General features: G+C 39.8%; 17 protein-coding genes. All 17 read right to left on the bottom strand.

Annotation, left to right across the window (positions count from 1 at the left end):
* Window positions 1-10: 10 nt before the first annotated feature.
* Window positions 11-988: a DUF6115 domain-containing protein gene (locus C4S54_RS01135; RefSeq protein ID WP_103867890.1), complete on the bottom strand. Its 978-nt coding sequence runs from the start codon at window positions 986-988 to the stop codon at window positions 11-13.
* Window positions 989-1,054: 66 nt separating this feature from the next.
* Complete coding sequence (locus tag C4S54_RS01130) at window positions 1,055-1,441, bottom strand: hypothetical protein (RefSeq protein WP_103867889.1); 387 nt, start codon at window positions 1,439-1,441, stop codon at window positions 1,055-1,057.
* A gap of 30 nt (window positions 1,442-1,471) precedes the next feature.
* Window positions 1,472-3,049: a DUF342 domain-containing protein gene (locus C4S54_RS01125; protein WP_103867888.1), complete on the bottom strand. Its 1,578-nt coding sequence runs from the start codon at window positions 3,047-3,049 to the stop codon at window positions 1,472-1,474.
* A 12-nt stretch (window positions 3,050-3,061) separates the two neighbouring features.
* Window positions 3,062-3,835, bottom strand: a complete 774-nt coding sequence (locus C4S54_RS01120; protein WP_103867887.1) for a FliA/WhiG family RNA polymerase sigma factor — start codon at window positions 3,833-3,835, stop codon at window positions 3,062-3,064.
* Between the two features lie 26 nt (window positions 3,836-3,861).
* Window positions 3,862-4,209: a hypothetical protein gene (locus tag C4S54_RS01115; RefSeq protein WP_103867886.1), complete on the bottom strand. Its 348-nt coding sequence runs from the start codon at window positions 4,207-4,209 to the stop codon at window positions 3,862-3,864.
* Window positions 4,206-4,691: a chemotaxis protein CheD gene (locus C4S54_RS01110; RefSeq protein ID WP_103867885.1), complete on the bottom strand. Its 486-nt coding sequence runs from the start codon at window positions 4,689-4,691 to the stop codon at window positions 4,206-4,208. Before C4S54_RS01110 ends, C4S54_RS01115 begins: the two co-directional genes overlap by 4 nt.
* A 14-nt stretch (window positions 4,692-4,705) precedes the next feature.
* On the bottom strand, window positions 4,706-5,338 hold the full coding sequence (locus C4S54_RS01105; RefSeq protein ID WP_022773920.1) for a chemotaxis protein CheC: 633 nt from the start codon (window positions 5,336-5,338) through the stop codon (window positions 4,706-4,708).
* A 13-nt stretch (window positions 5,339-5,351) separates the two neighbouring features.
* The gene (locus C4S54_RS01100; protein ID WP_103867884.1) at window positions 5,352-5,846 is read right to left on the bottom strand and encodes a chemotaxis protein CheW; all 495 of its coding nucleotides are present in this window, start codon (window positions 5,844-5,846) and stop codon (window positions 5,352-5,354) included.
* 33 nt (window positions 5,847-5,879) lie between these two features.
* Window positions 5,880-8,015, bottom strand: a complete 2,136-nt coding sequence (locus tag C4S54_RS01095; RefSeq protein WP_103867883.1) for a chemotaxis protein CheA — start codon at window positions 8,013-8,015, stop codon at window positions 5,880-5,882.
* A 146-nt stretch (window positions 8,016-8,161) separates the two neighbouring features.
* Complete coding sequence (locus C4S54_RS01090; RefSeq protein ID WP_200821027.1) at window positions 8,162-9,232, bottom strand: protein-glutamate methylesterase/protein-glutamine glutaminase; 1,071 nt, start codon at window positions 9,230-9,232, stop codon at window positions 8,162-8,164.
* Window positions 9,233-9,234: 2 nt separating this feature from the next.
* On the bottom strand, window positions 9,235-9,957 hold the full coding sequence (locus C4S54_RS01085; RefSeq protein ID WP_103867881.1) for a flagellar brake protein: 723 nt from the start codon (window positions 9,955-9,957) through the stop codon (window positions 9,235-9,237).
* 17 nt (window positions 9,958-9,974) lie between these two features.
* On the bottom strand, window positions 9,975-10,910 hold the full coding sequence (locus C4S54_RS01080) for a MinD/ParA family protein (RefSeq protein ID WP_103867880.1): 936 nt from the start codon (window positions 10,908-10,910) through the stop codon (window positions 9,975-9,977).
* A 17-nt stretch (window positions 10,911-10,927) separates the two neighbouring features.
* Complete coding sequence (gene flhF / locus C4S54_RS01075; RefSeq protein ID WP_103867879.1) at window positions 10,928-12,169, bottom strand: flagellar biosynthesis protein FlhF; 1,242 nt, start codon at window positions 12,167-12,169, stop codon at window positions 10,928-10,930.
* A gap of 1 nt (window position 12,170) precedes the next feature.
* On the bottom strand, window positions 12,171-14,228 hold the full coding sequence (flhA, locus tag C4S54_RS01070; protein ID WP_103867878.1) for a flagellar biosynthesis protein FlhA: 2,058 nt from the start codon (window positions 14,226-14,228) through the stop codon (window positions 12,171-12,173).
* 41 nt (window positions 14,229-14,269) lie between these two features.
* Window positions 14,270-15,418, bottom strand: coding sequence for a flagellar biosynthesis protein FlhB (gene flhB / locus C4S54_RS01065; protein WP_103867877.1), 1,149 nt, complete (start codon window positions 15,416-15,418; stop codon window positions 14,270-14,272).
* Window positions 15,393-16,178: a flagellar biosynthetic protein FliR gene (gene fliR / locus C4S54_RS01060; protein ID WP_103867876.1), complete on the bottom strand. Its 786-nt coding sequence runs from the start codon at window positions 16,176-16,178 to the stop codon at window positions 15,393-15,395. The genes flhB and fliR overlap by 26 nt, the downstream gene beginning before the upstream one ends.
* Window positions 16,179-16,187: 9 nt before the next feature.
* The gene (gene fliQ / locus C4S54_RS01055) at window positions 16,188-16,460 is read right to left on the bottom strand and encodes a flagellar biosynthesis protein FliQ (RefSeq protein ID WP_022773904.1); all 273 of its coding nucleotides are present in this window, start codon (window positions 16,458-16,460) and stop codon (window positions 16,188-16,190) included.
* Window positions 16,461-16,469 lie beyond the last annotated feature (9 nt).

Below are 16,469 nucleotides of genomic sequence, written 5' to 3'. Positions count from 1 at the left end.
CTAAACTTCCTTATTTTACTTTCCTGTGCTTATTTGAAAGATCAATGACCAGCTTGACTTCACCTATTCCAAGTCCCAGCTCTCTGGCAATGACCATATTAGATTTTCCAGCCTTATGCATTTCAATGATCTGTTTATTCTGTGAAACAGGGTCTACTGCCGTTATCTCTTTCATATTTCTGTCCGGATTGACAGGCTTTGCTTCTGATATAGATACTACTTTTGCACTGACTATTTCCTTAGGAGCAGCCGGTTCATTACCTGTATTCCCGATAACATGCAGGCCTGATGCCTGTGTCCTTGATATAACCTGAGCCGGAATCTCATCAAGCTCCTTAAGTTCTTTAATATTTCTTTCATCTACATAACCGCTTTCAATAGGTGCATCTTCCTGTATCTGCGGTTCTTTAGCTGGAACAACTATCTTTTCTTTATAAGGTATCTGAATACCACTAAGTGTGTCTTTATCCTCATCCAAAAGAATTGCCCGCACATTCTTTTCAGGCACAGCTGCATCCTGAATACTCTTTAAAGACTCGGCTTTTTGAGCAGCATCACGGGCAGTGGCCTCAGCATCCAAAACAGCCTGTTTTGCCTCATCAGTCTTTTTGGCAACTTCTGAAACAACACTGGTAAGATTCTTATGCTTGTCATTAAGCATATCATACATAAACATTACTTCATCATGATTTTTATGGATATCATTTATGACGGTGTCAGAATATTCACCGATTGCAGAAAGTTTTTCGTTAGAAATGCGCTCCATTGCGCGCTCAGTTCTATCTAAAGAAAGATCTACGGTATCATCAACCATAGTTTCGATAGTTTCTTTTTGATCTTCGACCTCACGACGAACAAGCTCACGAATCTCCCTCTCCATGAGCAATTTATCTTCTTCATCAAGCTCCTTACTCGCAGGAAGAAGATACCCCAATATGATCGCGGCAAAACCTGCCACAATTAATACAATCTCAGTGATACTAATCATTGTCTCCGCCCAAATGCCCCATAAAAAAGTAATTTTGATTCGATATTTTATTATAATATAGAAATATTAAATCTTCAAATCAAAACCCGAAGAAAGCCTAAGATCAACAGGCTTTCCGTTCCTGTCCATCATATTACCGGCCATCTTTTCCATTTTTTCAACAGATAACTGCCTCTCAAGAATAGGATTTTTCTCCTCTTTAGAGCCCTTCCTGTTTCTTCCTCCATCGCCCATGTACTCGTTGCTGCCTTTGTCCTGAGCATCGGAATTCATCTCACCCTGTCCTACGTCATCTTTTTGATTGACAGAATTCTTTTGATTGTCAACTTCTTCATTAAACTGAGTCTGAAAATTCTGTCTGTCCATGAGAGGACGGGCATCTTCTGCCGCTTTTACATGAGAGACTTCATTGGAAGCAGCAATTACCCCAAAATCAATTCGGTTAATTGACATAGCTTTTCTCCTCCATTAAAACCAATTCCCCTAAATTGGCGCCAGTCTTACATCACCTTCTTTTACAACAAATCTGCTATATTGAACCGGCTTTTTTACTATCATGGACAATTCCCCAATGTTCACGGTAGTACCGGGATAAGCAGTCCCCTCTACAATTACTTCAGCCTCTTTGGCCTCCTGAAGCTTTTCCATCAACTGAGTATATTCCTCGGCATCATTTTCAATGCTTTCAGTTAATGTTTTATTCATGTCTATAAGCTTTTTAACGCTTGCTACCTGCTCCGGAGAAAACTTGGCTCCGGCCTTAAGCATTTTACTGAAACCATCAATAGTAGGCTTTATACTTTCTATATTTTTTTGTGACAAAGCCATGTTTTTCTGGAGTTCTTTTAATCTTACTTTAAGCTGCGGATCAGAACCCACATCTATTATGGTATTGGCCCCCATTTCTGATCCGAGGATCTTGGCCTGCACTTTATCGGCAGCGATTACCTTTCCGCCTGCAATAAATCCTCTTTTACCGGTAACATTTACTTCTGTTCCGGATGAAACATTTGAATGGAGTATACATTCACTTGTAATGCTTCCCTTTGCTGTTATTGTAGCATTTTCTATAAACTTTGTAACTACATTTCCGCCGGCAATTATATTTCCGCCAGCTTTTGCTCCGCACTCCAATATTATGTCAGAGCCTGCCTCAAGAGTTGCGCCTTCTACAATTCCCTTAACAACTATATTTCCACCGGCTTTAACGGAGAAATTGGACGCTACAACTCCCTTAACAACAACGCTTCCCTCATAATCAATATTTCCTGTTGCAACATCAACATTTTCAAGAGTAAGAACATCTGAAACAGTGACCTTTCCCTCTTTTAAAGTCACATGTCCTGACTTTTCCGCCTTTAATGTCATTTTATCTTCAGATAAAACAGTATTCTTGCCATATTTTATAAATGTTGTCTTAACAGCAGCAGGTTTTATGTTTTCACCATAGATATTAATCCCCGGCTCGCCTAACACTTCTTTGTGGAGAGTTGCCAAAAGATCTCCCTCATTTACATTGTTTATGAGATTGAGATTAAAATAATCTACGCTTCCATCCTCTTTAAGAGTAGGTTTTGCTCGCAGGTTGGTATTGAAATGGTATTCAACTTTTGCGTTTTGTCCCTGCTTAACAGGTTTACCCTGACAGATAAGGATTTCTTTACAGTATTCTCTGTGTTCAAAGAAAGTATGTATATTATCAGTCTGTATGCCATAAGAATACTTTCTGTAAGCCAGAGTATCCATGATCTCTTTTTCTGTCAAAAGCTCAGCGCCTTCAGTCGGAGGGAAAAAATAAGCTGTGACAGTCATATGATCCTTGGAAACGTCGAATTTTACGCCTTCTCTTTCCGGAAGAATCTTAGCTTCAGAGATAATGACAACATCATCCTCTGCTTTCGTCACAGCTTCATTTAAAACAACAACATCATATTGAATTTTTCTATCTTCCAGATAATCACGAACAACATTCACATCAAGAGCTTCATCTCCGTTAGTAGGAGGAAAAACTCTGATTCCTGTACCATTATCAGTAATTACCAACTGGAAATAACCATGCATATCAAATCATCCTCATCTGGAATTTGTTATTATCCCCAAATAATCACCAAGTTTGTTTCGCATCTTCTGCAGTGCTTTTGTATGAAGCTGCGAAACACGTGATTCTGAAACCTCCAAAACTTCACTTATTTCCTTCAAAGTAAGCTCCTCATAGTAATAAAGGAGAATAACTTTCTTTTCTTTATCTGTAAGAAGCTCTAAAGATTCAGCAAGCATCTTCTTTAGTTCTTCTTTTTCAACAGCATCTTCAGGCTTTACAAAACCCGCGCTGTGATTATTGGCATCTTCAGTAATATCAGCACCCTGATCCATAAATTCATTAAGGGATACAACACCTGTAACCTTCATCTGATTCTGCCAGTTCTGATATTCATCTTCTGAAATATCCATTTTAGCAGCTATTTCAGCATCTGTGGCAACATGTCCACTATCCCTTTCGATCTCTCTGATGGCAGCATCGATTTTTTTCTGACGCTGTCTGATGGTCCTGGGAATCCAGTCCATTTTTCTTATCTGATCAAGAATTGCACCACGAATACGAAGGCTTGCATAAGTCTCAAACTTAACATCCTTCATAAGATCAAATTTGTCTATGGCATCAATAAGCCCAAAAATGCCATAGCCCACAAGATCATCATATTCAACATTAAAGCCCAGATACATACTAAGTCTGCCTGCAACAAGCTTAACAAGAGGAGCATATTCCAGAATAAGCTTTTCTCTTATATCAGCAGATTTTGACTTATTATATTCTGTCCATAACTTATTTCTGCCTGCCTCATCCATGCATCAGATCCCCAAATCCTTTTATTTTATAGAATGTCTTTTATTTCCAAAGAATCTGTTTCCTCGCCGTTTCCACCATTTGCCTCTGCTTCCATGGCTGCCCTTGATTCCTCTTCTAGCCTTTCTGCTTCGGCCTTTTCTGCCATAGCCTTCTCATAATTAATTTCAATAAATCTTGTGATCATCTTTTCTGTCAAAAGACCTATCACAAGAAAAATAACAACTGTGGTGAAAACAATCACAAACCAATCCCCCACAGGATAGTGCTTAAAGTACGTAAAAACTGCAATGACTGCTGTACATGAAAGCACTATCAGCGGAGTGATCAGCTTTGTATTAAACTTTTTTAATTCATCTTCATTATCGGTATTCATATAATCTTTTCTGGTTTTCCAACAGCTCTGATTACATAGTTACCATTTTCCGGATAAAAAATGACCGTTCTTCCATATGAATCGCCTGTATCCTGAGCAAGAACCGGAATATTGAGCTCTTTTAGCTTTTTTAAAGAAGCTGCAACATTTCTATCGCCGACTCTCATTGTCTGGGATGCAGACTGAAATGCAAACATCTGTGCTCCGCCTGCTATCTTAGCAACAAGCCTTGTCTTATTGGCCCCCTTTGCTACGATCTGTTTTACAAGCTCTTCAATTCCCGTATCCGCAAATTTAGGAATATTAGAATTGTTCTTTATCTCAGTAGAATCCGGCAGCATAACATGTGCAAGTCCGCCAATCTTGGTTACAGGATCCCTAATTGCAATTCCAACACAGGACCCAAGTCCTAATGTCGTAATTCCGTCAGGGCTGACACAAATATTCAGATCGGCCATTCCAACCTTTATTATTTGACTCATAAGTCGCCCCTTCGTTAAAGTGAAACATCTCCCATTCCAAGTGAAGAGAGAATCTTACTGTAACCATCCATATCAGGTAAAAGAATAAAATATCCGCTAAGCTTAAGCTCATCAAAGAACTGTGTCTCAATCAGCAGGATCTTGTCCCCCATCATTCCAAACTGAATCGCAGGAACGCTAAGGATCGCAGCCGCCATATCAATTGCAACATATGGTATAGATGGCACAAGTTTAAGGTTAGTCATCATAGACAGAGAGTTAAGATATGACCCTGTAATGATATTTCCTACCTCTTTGAGGGCCGACATTTCTACCTCATCAAAATCAGCCTCTTCAGGCTTTGCCCCTGTGCCCATAAGTTTATCTACAAGGTGTCTGGCAGCCTGTTTTCCAAGAAGGAACATGATACTTCCATCAATATCTCCTTCTACAGCAAGATAAATACCTGCCATGATCTTCTCAGCTCCGCCCATCAGGTCTCCTACATCCTTAAAATCAAGAAGTCTTACCTGAGGAACAGACATATCAACCTTAGTACCTATCATCTGTGCAAGTGCCGTTGTGGCATTTCCTGCACCTATATTACCCAGCTCTTTTAATACATCAAAGTACTGGCTGGATAAGTTATCCAAACTCATTTCACCCATTAGTTATCCTCCATCAGCTGGCATTTGATGCTTTTTCCTTTGCTTCCTTATCTGAAACAACTGCTTCCAGGTCGAGAATTGAAACCAGGCCACCTTCATAATGGCCAACACCACTTACAAATGAACCATTAGATTTAGCCTTCTTGTCGTCATATCTGACTTTCTCAACATTATTGGAATCGATCGTAAGAACCTGATTTACCTGATCAACAATAATACCTACAAGATCACCAGCCTCAGTCTTAAGGATTATGATTCTTGATTTATTTGTGATCTCGTCTTCAGCAAGTCCCATCTTCATGCGAACGCTCATAACAGGAACGATCTCACCACGGATATTGATAACGCCCTTGAGGTACTCATCAACCTGTGGAACTCTTGTGATCTGCTGCATTCTGACTATGTTGTCAATGAATTTAATATTGATGCCATACTGCTCATCATCAATTTTGATAACAATATACTGGATAAGTTCTCCTACATCGGAATTATCTCTAAGTTCGTTCATCTTTATTCTCCTTTACCAACCTTAAGGTTCAAATCAGAAAATAGAATTAGTATCAAGGATAAGAGCAATCTCGCCATCACCAAGGATTGTAGCACCACTTATCAGTTTGCACTTGTTAGTGTACTTTCCAAGAGGCTTGATAACGATTTCCTGCTGGCCCATAAGTTCATCTATTACAAGACCTGCAAGCTGGTCACCCTTTCTGGCAATAACAACAACCATATCCTCCTCCGGGTCCTTTGTGGACTCAGTATCAAGAACTTCACTAAGTCTGATAAGAGGAAGAACGCTGCCACGAAGATTGATAACTTCCTTATTTTCTACAAACTTGATATCAGAAGGTGAAACATCTTCAATACTCTGAATTGAATCAAGAGGAATAGCGTACTTTTCTTCACCGATGATAACCATGAGAGCCTGAATAATAGCAAGTGTAAGAGGAAGTCTGATAACCCATGTGGATCCTTCTCCAAGTTTTGTCTTAACAGTTACTTCGCCTGAAAGAGACTCAACTTTTGACTTAACAACGTCAAGACCTACACCTCTACCTGAAATTTCAGATACCTGTTTAGCTGTAGAAAAGCCTGGATGGAACAAGAGCTCTACACACTGCTTCTCAGTTAAAAGAGCTGCCTGATCAGGAGAAACAACTCCTTTTTCAATAGCCTTATTCTTTACAGCTTCAGCATCAATACCATTACCATCATCACCAACTTCGATAACAACGCTGTTACCATCCTGGAATGCATGAAGGAAAATCTGTCCTACTTCAGGCTTACCACGCTGTGCACGAAGATCTGCAGATTCAATACCATGGTCTGCACTGTTTCTGATAAGGTGCATCAAAGGATCACCGATCTCATCTACAACGGTACGGTCCATTTCAGTGTCTTCACCAGTCATTGTAAGTTCCATCTTCTTGCCAAGAGTCTTATTAAGATCTCTGATCATACGAGGGAATTTCTGAAGAACACTCTCAATAGGCACCATTCGAACTTTCATAACTGATTCATGAAGGTTTGTGGTTACACTTTCAAGGTATTCGATCTGTTCATTTACATTTCCGTTGCTGACTCCTGATGTATTTGCCGCTGATATAAGCGAGTTTTTGGCAATGATAAGCTCACTCACAAGATTCATCAATACATCCAGCTTTTCAATATCAACACGGACTGTTCTATTAACAACAGGTTTGCCGACAGGCTTCTTGCCACCGGCACCACCACCAGCTCCCGCTGCTGCAGGCTTATTCTCTGCAGGTGCTGCAGGTTTCGTTTCTGCAGGCTTACTTGCTGCAGAAGCTTCAGCTGCAGGTGCTGCTTCTGCCTTTTCTTCAGCCGGCTTTGCACCACTAGGGTCATACTCGCCGCATTCACAGGTTTCAACCTCAGAAACAGCCTTTACAATCTCTTCAACCTTTTCTTTTGACTCATCAGTAATAAGAATCAGGCTGAAAGAAAAATCAAATTTTTCATCTTCAATATCCTGGGTATTAGGCTCAGAAACAGCAATCTCACCAATTTCTTCCAGTCCCTTAAATACAAGAAAACCTCTTGCAGCTTTAAGGATACAGGACTCCTGGATATGTACTGTAACGCCATAGATTTTTTTACCCTGGCTTTTTGCTTCTTCTAATGTGGATTTAACAGATGGATCAAGGCGAATAGCCCTATAATCCGAAGAACCGTCAGCTCCATCAGCAGGTCCATCAGCAGGAGCAGCCGAAGCTTCAGCTGCAGGTGCACTGTCTGCAGGTGCAGCGGCTGCAGCAGGTGCTGCACCACCACCACCATTTCTGATATCTGCTAGAGCTTTTATGATATTCTGATGTTCATCAGTACCTTCGTCCTGATTCTCGGTGATATTATCAACATATCCCTGAATAGCGTCAAGGCACTGAAGGAGAACATCAATGTCGGAAGATTTGATCTTAATCTTGCCGCCACGAACATCAGAGAAAACATCTTCCATGTCATGAGTAAGATTCTGCATTCTTGTATAGCCCATAGTTCCTGCCATACCCTTCATGGAATGTGCAGAACGGAAGATCTCATTAATGCAATCTTCGTTCTCAGGATCCTGCTCAAGAGTCATAATGTTATCATTAAGTGACTGAAGGTGCTCCTTTGCTTCATCGAGAAAGACACTTAGATACTGGGAAACATCCATAACTATTTTACCTCCATATTAAAAAAGTGATAGGTCTTTCAAAAGTATAATCTTATTATCGCATACTTTTGAACATATTATCGGCTTTTTGAATGGAGGAATGCAGAAAAAAAACTTAAAGAAGTATTAAAAGAATATGAAATCCCTCAATTCACACCGACATTCATTATTATTTCCTGGGCTACGTTCTCAAGTTTTACAACCTGATCAACCAGTCCAGCGGTTGCTAGAGCTTTGGGCATTCCATAAACGGTACAGGTACTTTCATCCTGACCGATTACATGAACTTTTTTCTTTGACTTTAAGTTCTTGATTCCTTCTGTTCCGTCAGCACCCATTCCGGTGAGGACCACACAACAAATCTCATCATAATCAGAATCCATTAAAGATTCATACATGAAGTTTGCACAAGGTCTTACACCTTCTCTGGTAGGGCCATCAACATAGTGTATAACGCTCTTTGCTCCACTTTTAACTATGTGCATATGCTTGCCACCTTTTGATATGTAAACACATCCAGGAGCAAGAACATCACCTTCAGCCGCCTCTTTAACAGTTACCTCACTGAGAGAATCAAGTCTTTCAGCAAGAGAGGCTGTAAAGCCTTCCGGCATATGCTGAACAAGAACAACCGGGGTTTTAAGATTTTTAGGAAGTTTTGGAATTACAGACTGAAGAGCTCTTGGACCACCCGTTGATGATGCAATCGCCACAATTCTGTTTCCGGTGATCTTACTTGCAGATCTGCTGACAAGTTCGACAACCTTTCTTGACTCCTTTGCTTCCTCAATGGAGAACGTCCTTGCAGGCATTGGTGCTCTTGAATTGGCAACCGCTGCAAGGGTATCTATGAAATGCTTGGTGAAATCCTCACCTCTGCATTCAGATGCACGGTCTGGTTTATGGACAAAATCAAGAGCTCCCAGATCAAGCGCATCCATTGTGACCTTGGCACCTTCTTTAGTATCAGTACTGGCCATCATGATCTTTGCTTTGATCTTATTTTTCTGAAGCTCTTTTAATAATGTAATACCGTCCATTCTTGGCATATTGATATCAAGAACGACAGCATCATAACTCTTCTTTTTGAGAAGTTCCAGACCTTCAACTCCATCTTTGGCCTTATCAACCACCTGGAATCTTGAATCTGAATTAATGATATCACTTAGAACAGTTCTCATGAGTGCAGAGTCATCAATAATCAAAATATTTTTCATAATTAAGTTTGCTTCTTTCTTATTTTTCGTTCTTCTTCGAAGATGAAATGTATAATATCTTCTCTGGAAGTCTCATCAATGTACAGGTACTGAATACGGTGTTCATAAAGCCCCGGCCTGTTTTCAAGTTCCTGAACTTTCAAAACATGGCATATCATTTCATACTCGTTTGAACTACCTGCTCCCGGAAGCTTATATGAACAATAGATAGTATCGCCCTCTTCATAGCGGAAATTTGCTACGAATCTAAGTCCTCCTCCACTTATATCTACAACAACGCTTCTCTGAAGCTGAACACCCGGATCAACCAGATATTTCCTGTTATTTTCAAATGCTTCCTGTTCTTCTTTGGAACAAAGTCTGGATTTTAACTCCAGAGCGCAACTAAATCTGTAGTATTCGCGTCTCTGTAATTTTTGTAATTCAGAAGTAAGATCCAAAACCAAAATATACATATTGTCGCTTCTATATCTATCGACAATTTTTGAAAAACATTGAAATAATCCTTTAGTACTGTAAAAGCAAAGGCTGTACTCACCATCTACAGGGAGAAGCACCAGTTTACCCTGTTCAAAAGGCATTAGAACTTCAATCCTGTCGTCGGAAGTAACATCCATGACCTTACTCATATAAATATGTTTAGTTCTGGAATCATCTTCCATCCAGATTTTACCGGTAGCTTTTAGCTCCACTTTTATTCCGGGTGATATATAATCACTGAGCATTAATTAATTTTCTCCATTCATTGTATATTTGGTGCACTACCAATGATGTTAGGACCTGCTGAAGGCAATGAACTCAGTTTTCTTCCTGTAATGATATGTGAAAAGAAAGCTGCCATTCCCCTTGGTTTAATAAGTGCGGTATCCGTTGGATTCATGAGCTGCGTCGCAATAGATTCAAATGCCTTTACTGACTTGGCATTTGGATACTGGATTGAAACCGGCGATTGCTGCATCACACTTCTTGATAACATCTGATCCTGGGGAATTGCCCCCATGTAAGTTAACGGCAATTTTAAATATCTTGCAACAACAGCATTTAATTTGTTAAAAAGCTGTTGTCCCTCCTCTGCTGAAGACACTCTGTTAGATACTACCTTTACTTTAGTATCCTCTTTTGAAAATCTTTGTGACTGATTAAGTGCCTTAAGTAATGAATAGGAATCAGTTATGGATGTGGGCTCAGGCGTTGTTACAAGAATGATCTCGCCACTTGCAACCAGAAATTCCATAACTGCATCAGATATTCCTGCACCTGTATCTATTATTATTATATCAGCAATTGCGTCAAGTTCTGCAAGATTAACAATAATGTAGACCAGATAATCGCGGCTTAGGTTATACATGCCGGAAATACCCGATCCGCCTGAAATAAAGCCAACTCCTTCAGGTCCCCAGGTGATTATATCTTTAATATTTTTTCCCTGATAAATCAAATCGCAAAGATTATGTTTTGGTACTGTTCCAAACATTATCTCAATATTGGCAAGTCCGAAATCCGCATCGAGAATTATAACTCTTTTGCCCATTCTCTTAAACTGGATTGCAAGATTTATTGCGACATTAGATTTACCAACTCCGCCTTTGCCGCTTGTAACAGTAATTATCCTGGCAAGAGGTCTGGCGGGCTTATTTGAATTCTTAATAATATTTCTAAGCTGTTGTGCCTGATCCATAAAATACCCCAACAAATTTACTTTCCGCCAAGTAAATGCTTTACAATCTTTTGAGCATCAAACACTGCAATATCATCAGGAACGTTCTGGCCGTTTGTAATATAAGCCACCGGTGCTCCTGTATGCATCCTTACATTGTACAGATTACCCTTAGCCCCGGTTTCATCCATCTTTGTAAAGATCAGTCTGTATGCAACCATTTCTGAATATGCATCAGCTATTTCAATAAGATCCCTGTACTTTGTAGTTGCTGATAAAACCAGGAAATTCTCGCATTCAATAATATCTTCCAAAACTCTGATGTAGCTCTCAACGTCCTGCTTTAACTCATCGTTGTGAAGAGAATGTCCGGCCGTATCAACCATAATATAGTCATAATCCTTGAAATCTTCAGCCGCCTGCTTCATTTCATCTACTGAATAAATTACTCTGAACGGGATTTCCAGAATTGACGCATAGGTTCTGAGCTGTTCAGCTGCAGCGATCCTGTAGGTATCAACTGTTAAAAGAGCTACTTTCTTTTTCTGGGTAACAGAAAGTTCAGAGGCAAGCTTTGCAATTGTTGTAGTCTTTCCAACTCCTGTTGGCCCAATAAATATTTCAGCCCTCGGTCCCTCTTTTTCAAGATCGATAGGTTCAGATTTTCCGAATTTAAGAACCATCTTCTGGTAGACATTTGCAAGCGCAAAGTCAAAAGGAAGGCCGGGTTTACTTATTTTTTCGACTTCATCAGTAAGCTGATTCACATATATCTCATCAACTTCATTCTCAATAAGAGTATTGTACAATAATTTGATAAATGACAAGGTTTCCTCAGAAACTGAAGCCTTAGATGAAGGTTTGGATGCAGCTTCCTCAGAAGGCTCGATGACCATGTCAGCAGTTTCCTTATCACTTTTAAGGAAGTTTTTTTCAAGGAGAGAACTTAAATTATCAAGTTTTTCCTCGATAGCACTGTTATCATCCCTTATGTCTTTATTTTCCCTAACCTTTGTGGCGTTAAGTGTTGCCGAGGCGATAGTATCCCTCTGACTATTCAGGGCATTTTCTCTTTGCGGCGAAAGCGTCCTTACAGCAGGTTTTTCGGGTTCATCCTCCAAAGCAACCGTCACTTCAATTTTTTGAGACTGGAACAAAGAAAGAAAACCTGTCTTTTTCATTGGCCTGACATTCATAACAACAATGTTAGTACCAAGCTCCTTTCTTGCTTCTTCAGTAGCCTCATTCTCAGTTTTTCCAACATACTTTTTGATTATCATATTATGCAGTTACCATCCCCACAGATTGTAATTCAATGTTAGCCTCAACTTCATTATATGAAATAACAACTAAATCCTTATAATAGTCCTCAGTCATCTTCTTAAAGTACATTCTGACTATAGGTGAAGCCATGATGATAGCCTGTTTACCGGCTTCTTCAAGCTTTCTGACCTGCTCACCAACAGAATTAAGAATTGACTTAGTCCTTGCCGGATCAAGAGTAAGATATGCGCCTGTCTCGGTCTGTTTAACGCTGCTCATGATCTCCTGTTCTATCTTAGGATCAAGAGTCACGACGCTTGTAGTCTCACCCGGCATAAAGAATTTATTAGAAATTGCTCTCTTTAATGACTGTCTCACATACTCTGTCAAAATATCAGGGTCGTGAGTTGAAGGAGCAAAATCTGCCAATGTTTCAAAAATTGTAACAAGATCTCTAATGGAAATACCTTCTTTAAGAAGGTTCTGTAATACCTTTTCAATCTCACCAAGACTCATGAGCTTAGGAACAAGTTCATCCACCACAGCCGGATTGTTCTCTTTAAGATTATCAACAAGATTTTGTACATCCTGTCTTGTCATAAGCTCTGCAATATGTTCTCTTATGATCTCAGTAAGGTGTGTAGCTATAATGGACGGAGGATCAACTACTGTATAGCCAAAACTCTCTGCTCTTTCTCTCTGCCCCTCAGTTATCCAAATGGCAGGCAGATGGAAGGATGGCTCAAAGGTCGGAATACCTGTGATCTCATCCTCTACATGACCCGGATTCATAGCCATGTAATGGTCAAATAAGATCTCGCCATCACTCACCTGTATACCTTTAATTTTAATGATATATTGATTAGGATTCAACTGAATATTATCTCGAAGACGAATTATTGGAACAACAGTTCCAAGTTCAAGTGCAACCTGTCGTCTTATCATTACAACTCGGTCAAGAAGATCTCCTCCCTGATTTACATCAGCAAGGGGTATAATACCGTATCCAAATTCAAGTTCAATAGGGTCAACCTGCAAGAGACTTGTAACGTTTTCCGGTTGTCTTATTTCTTCCGCTGAAGTTTCTTCAGGAGATGTGGCCTCTGTCTCAGTCTGAACCTCTTCAATTGTCTGACTTGCAATTCTTCCAAGAAGTATAAAGCCAGCGCCAAAAGTAACATACAAAAGTGTAGGTAGCGGTGAAAAAATACCAAGTCCTGCAACAACACCTCCAACAAGGTAAAGAGTCTTTGGCATTCCAAAGAGCTGATTTATGAGAACATGGCCAAAATCCGCTTCTTTTGAGCCCTTTGTTACAAGTATACCTGTTGACATTGATATCATAAGTGAAGGAATTGAACTCACAAGTCCATCACCCATAGTCAGTATTGAATATGTATTAATGGCAGTATTAACATCCATTCCCATTCTGAGTACGCCCATGGCAATACCGCCAATCAGGTTGACCGCAGTAATTATAAGACCGGCCGTTGAATCGCCCTTAACATACTTGGTAGCACCATCCATGGCACCAAAGAAGCTTGCTTCTTCCTGTATCTTACTTCTTCTTTCTTTTGCCTCTGCATCTGTTATGGCTCCTGTATTAAGGTCGGCATCTATAGCCATCTGTTTACCCGGCATAGCATCAAGTGTGAATCTTGCTGATACTTCAGCTACACGCTCAGAACCTTTGTTGATGACCATGAGCTGAACAATTATGAGAATTACATAAACGATAGCTCCCACAATGAGGTCGCCGCCACCAACGAATGATCCAAATACAGTAATAACCTGCCCTGCGCTTCCCTGTGTAAGGATAAGTCTTGTAGACGAAACGTTAAGAGCAATCCTGAAAATTGTAGTAAACAAAAGGATTGTTGGGAAGAAGGACATTTGAAGCACTTCTGTTGCGAACATAGCAGTAAACATGATCACAAAAGATAAAGACATATCAAATGCCAAAAGTATATCGAGCATCCAGTCAGGAAGGGGAATAATGAGCATTACAATAGCTGCCACGATATAAAGAGCAAGACCATAATCATAGACTCTGTTTCTTATCTTTGATAAATCCATGCCACTATCTCCTTTCCATCAAATCTTTTTTTACAAAAACCTCAAACTTTGCCTTTCAAGTGATAAACATAAGCAAGGACTTCGGCAACTGCCTTATAAAGCTCAGGCGGAACGAGTTCTCCCACTTCAACATTTGCATAAAGCATTCTGGCAAGAGGCTTGTTTTCAACGATCTCAACATCATTTTCTCTGGCTATATCTTTTATCCTTTGAGCCAGATAATCTGCGCCTTTGGCTACGACCATAGGTGCATCAGCCTCATTTGCATCATATTTGATCGCTACAGCATAGTGAGTAGGGTTTGTGATAACAACATCTGCTTTTGGAAGGTTCTGCATCATTCTCCTCTGGGAAGCCTGCATCATTCGGCGCTTTTGTGCACCTTTAACCTCAGGATTACCTTCAGAATTCTTAAATTCATCTTTTACTTCCTGCTTGGTCATCATCATATCTTTATTGAATTTGCGTCTCTGATATATAAGGTCCGCAAAGGCTATTATCATGTATGCTGCGGCTATCCTGAGTCCTAAGTCAATAATAAGATTACCCATCAGACCTATTGCCTGTTTAAGCGGAATATCATATAGCAAAAAAAGTGATTCTTTTCGCCCTGAAAAAAACGATACTATCACAATTGCCATAATTCCAAGTTTAAGGATTGATTTAGCAAGCTCAAACACTTTTCTTGTTGAAAAGATCTTTTTCATTCCCGAAATAGGATTGAGCTTTGAAAGCTTTGGCTGAAGTGGCTTTGTTGTTGGCTTAAAACCAACCTGAACAAAATCACAGATCAGCGCTACAGAAAAACCTACAATAAAAAACGGAGCACATAATAAAAGCAGTGTAAGCATTGCATGTATTACAAGGCTGCTTATATAAGCAATCGGAAGGTACCCATCATAAGTCCTTGCCACATTGGGAATTGAATTATAAACATACTGAAAGGTGTTGCTAAAGATCTCACCCATAAACCCATAGACGAATCTCAGGATAATAAAAAGTGCTAAAAGGCTAAAGGCTGTAGCAACTTCCTGACTCTTTGCAACCTGTCCTTCTTTTCTGGCATCATCAAGTTTTTTCGCAGTAGGCTGCTCGGTCTTTTCAGCACCGTTTGCATCTTCTGCAAAAAACTGAAGATCATATGCAATTAGTAAAGGCTTAAATTCAGCCGCTTTGCATACTGTATACAAATTCGTTCATCAACTCCTTGATATTTATATAAATATAATTGGATGCGTCGCCCAGCATCATGACCGTAATGAGCATTACAGAGAGCCCAATCACTATTTTTATCTGAATACCCACAGAGAACATATTCATCTGTGGTGACACTTTCGCCAGAATTCCAAGAACAACGTTCGTAATAAAGGTAATGATAAATATTGGAAGTGCTATCCTGAACCCAATCACTATGTAATCCCTAAGGAAAGCTGTAACAGCACTTAGCATTCTGTCAGAATTGATAACAACTCCGTTTACAGGTATCAGGGTAAAAGAATCTGCTAAAGCCTTTAAGATAAAGTGATACATTCCTGACAGAATAAGCATCATTGTAAGGACCTGCGAATAAAATGTACCTGTAATAGTCGACTGCTCATTTGTATTAGGATCAAACAGATTCACCATGGAAAGTCCAATCTGCATATCTACTATTGTGCCGGCAAAATTAACTATAAGTGTGGAGAGCTGCACTGCATATCCAAGCAAAAATCCTGCCATAACCTCTTTTAACACAATTACTGTATATCCGATAAGTGTATGATAATCCGGGGGGACAACAGGAACTGCCCCATAGATAAGTATTGAGAGTAAGAGTCCAAAACCTATCTTAACAAGATTAGGCGACTGCCTGCCTCCGAAGAAGGGACATACAAATATAAAGCTCGTAATCCTGACAAACACCAGTAGAAATATTTCAAGATCGCCATAACTAAAGGAGTAATCTATCATGTATTCCCTCTATCTCACATATTTTGAAAAATCTGACCACAGATTAATGATATAGCCCGATAATTCTGTAAGCATCCAGTTTCCAATGAGCATGATCATCACAAACACTCCAACAACCTTAGGTACAAACGTAAGAGTCTGCTCCTGAATAGAGGTTACAGTCTGAAAGATCGAAATAACCAGACCGATGATCATAGATGTTAAAAGAACCGGCAGTGACATTTTGATCACAAGAAAAAGCGCGCTGTTCATGATTGTATTGATATCCGATAATGTGATCATAAAAACGCC

Origin of the sequence: Butyrivibrio sp. Su6, assembly GCF_900108105.1 — a bacterium.
Lineage (GTDB): Bacteria > Bacillota > Clostridia > Lachnospirales > Lachnospiraceae > Butyrivibrio.
This window is presented reverse-complemented; position numbering and strand designations above follow the sequence as displayed.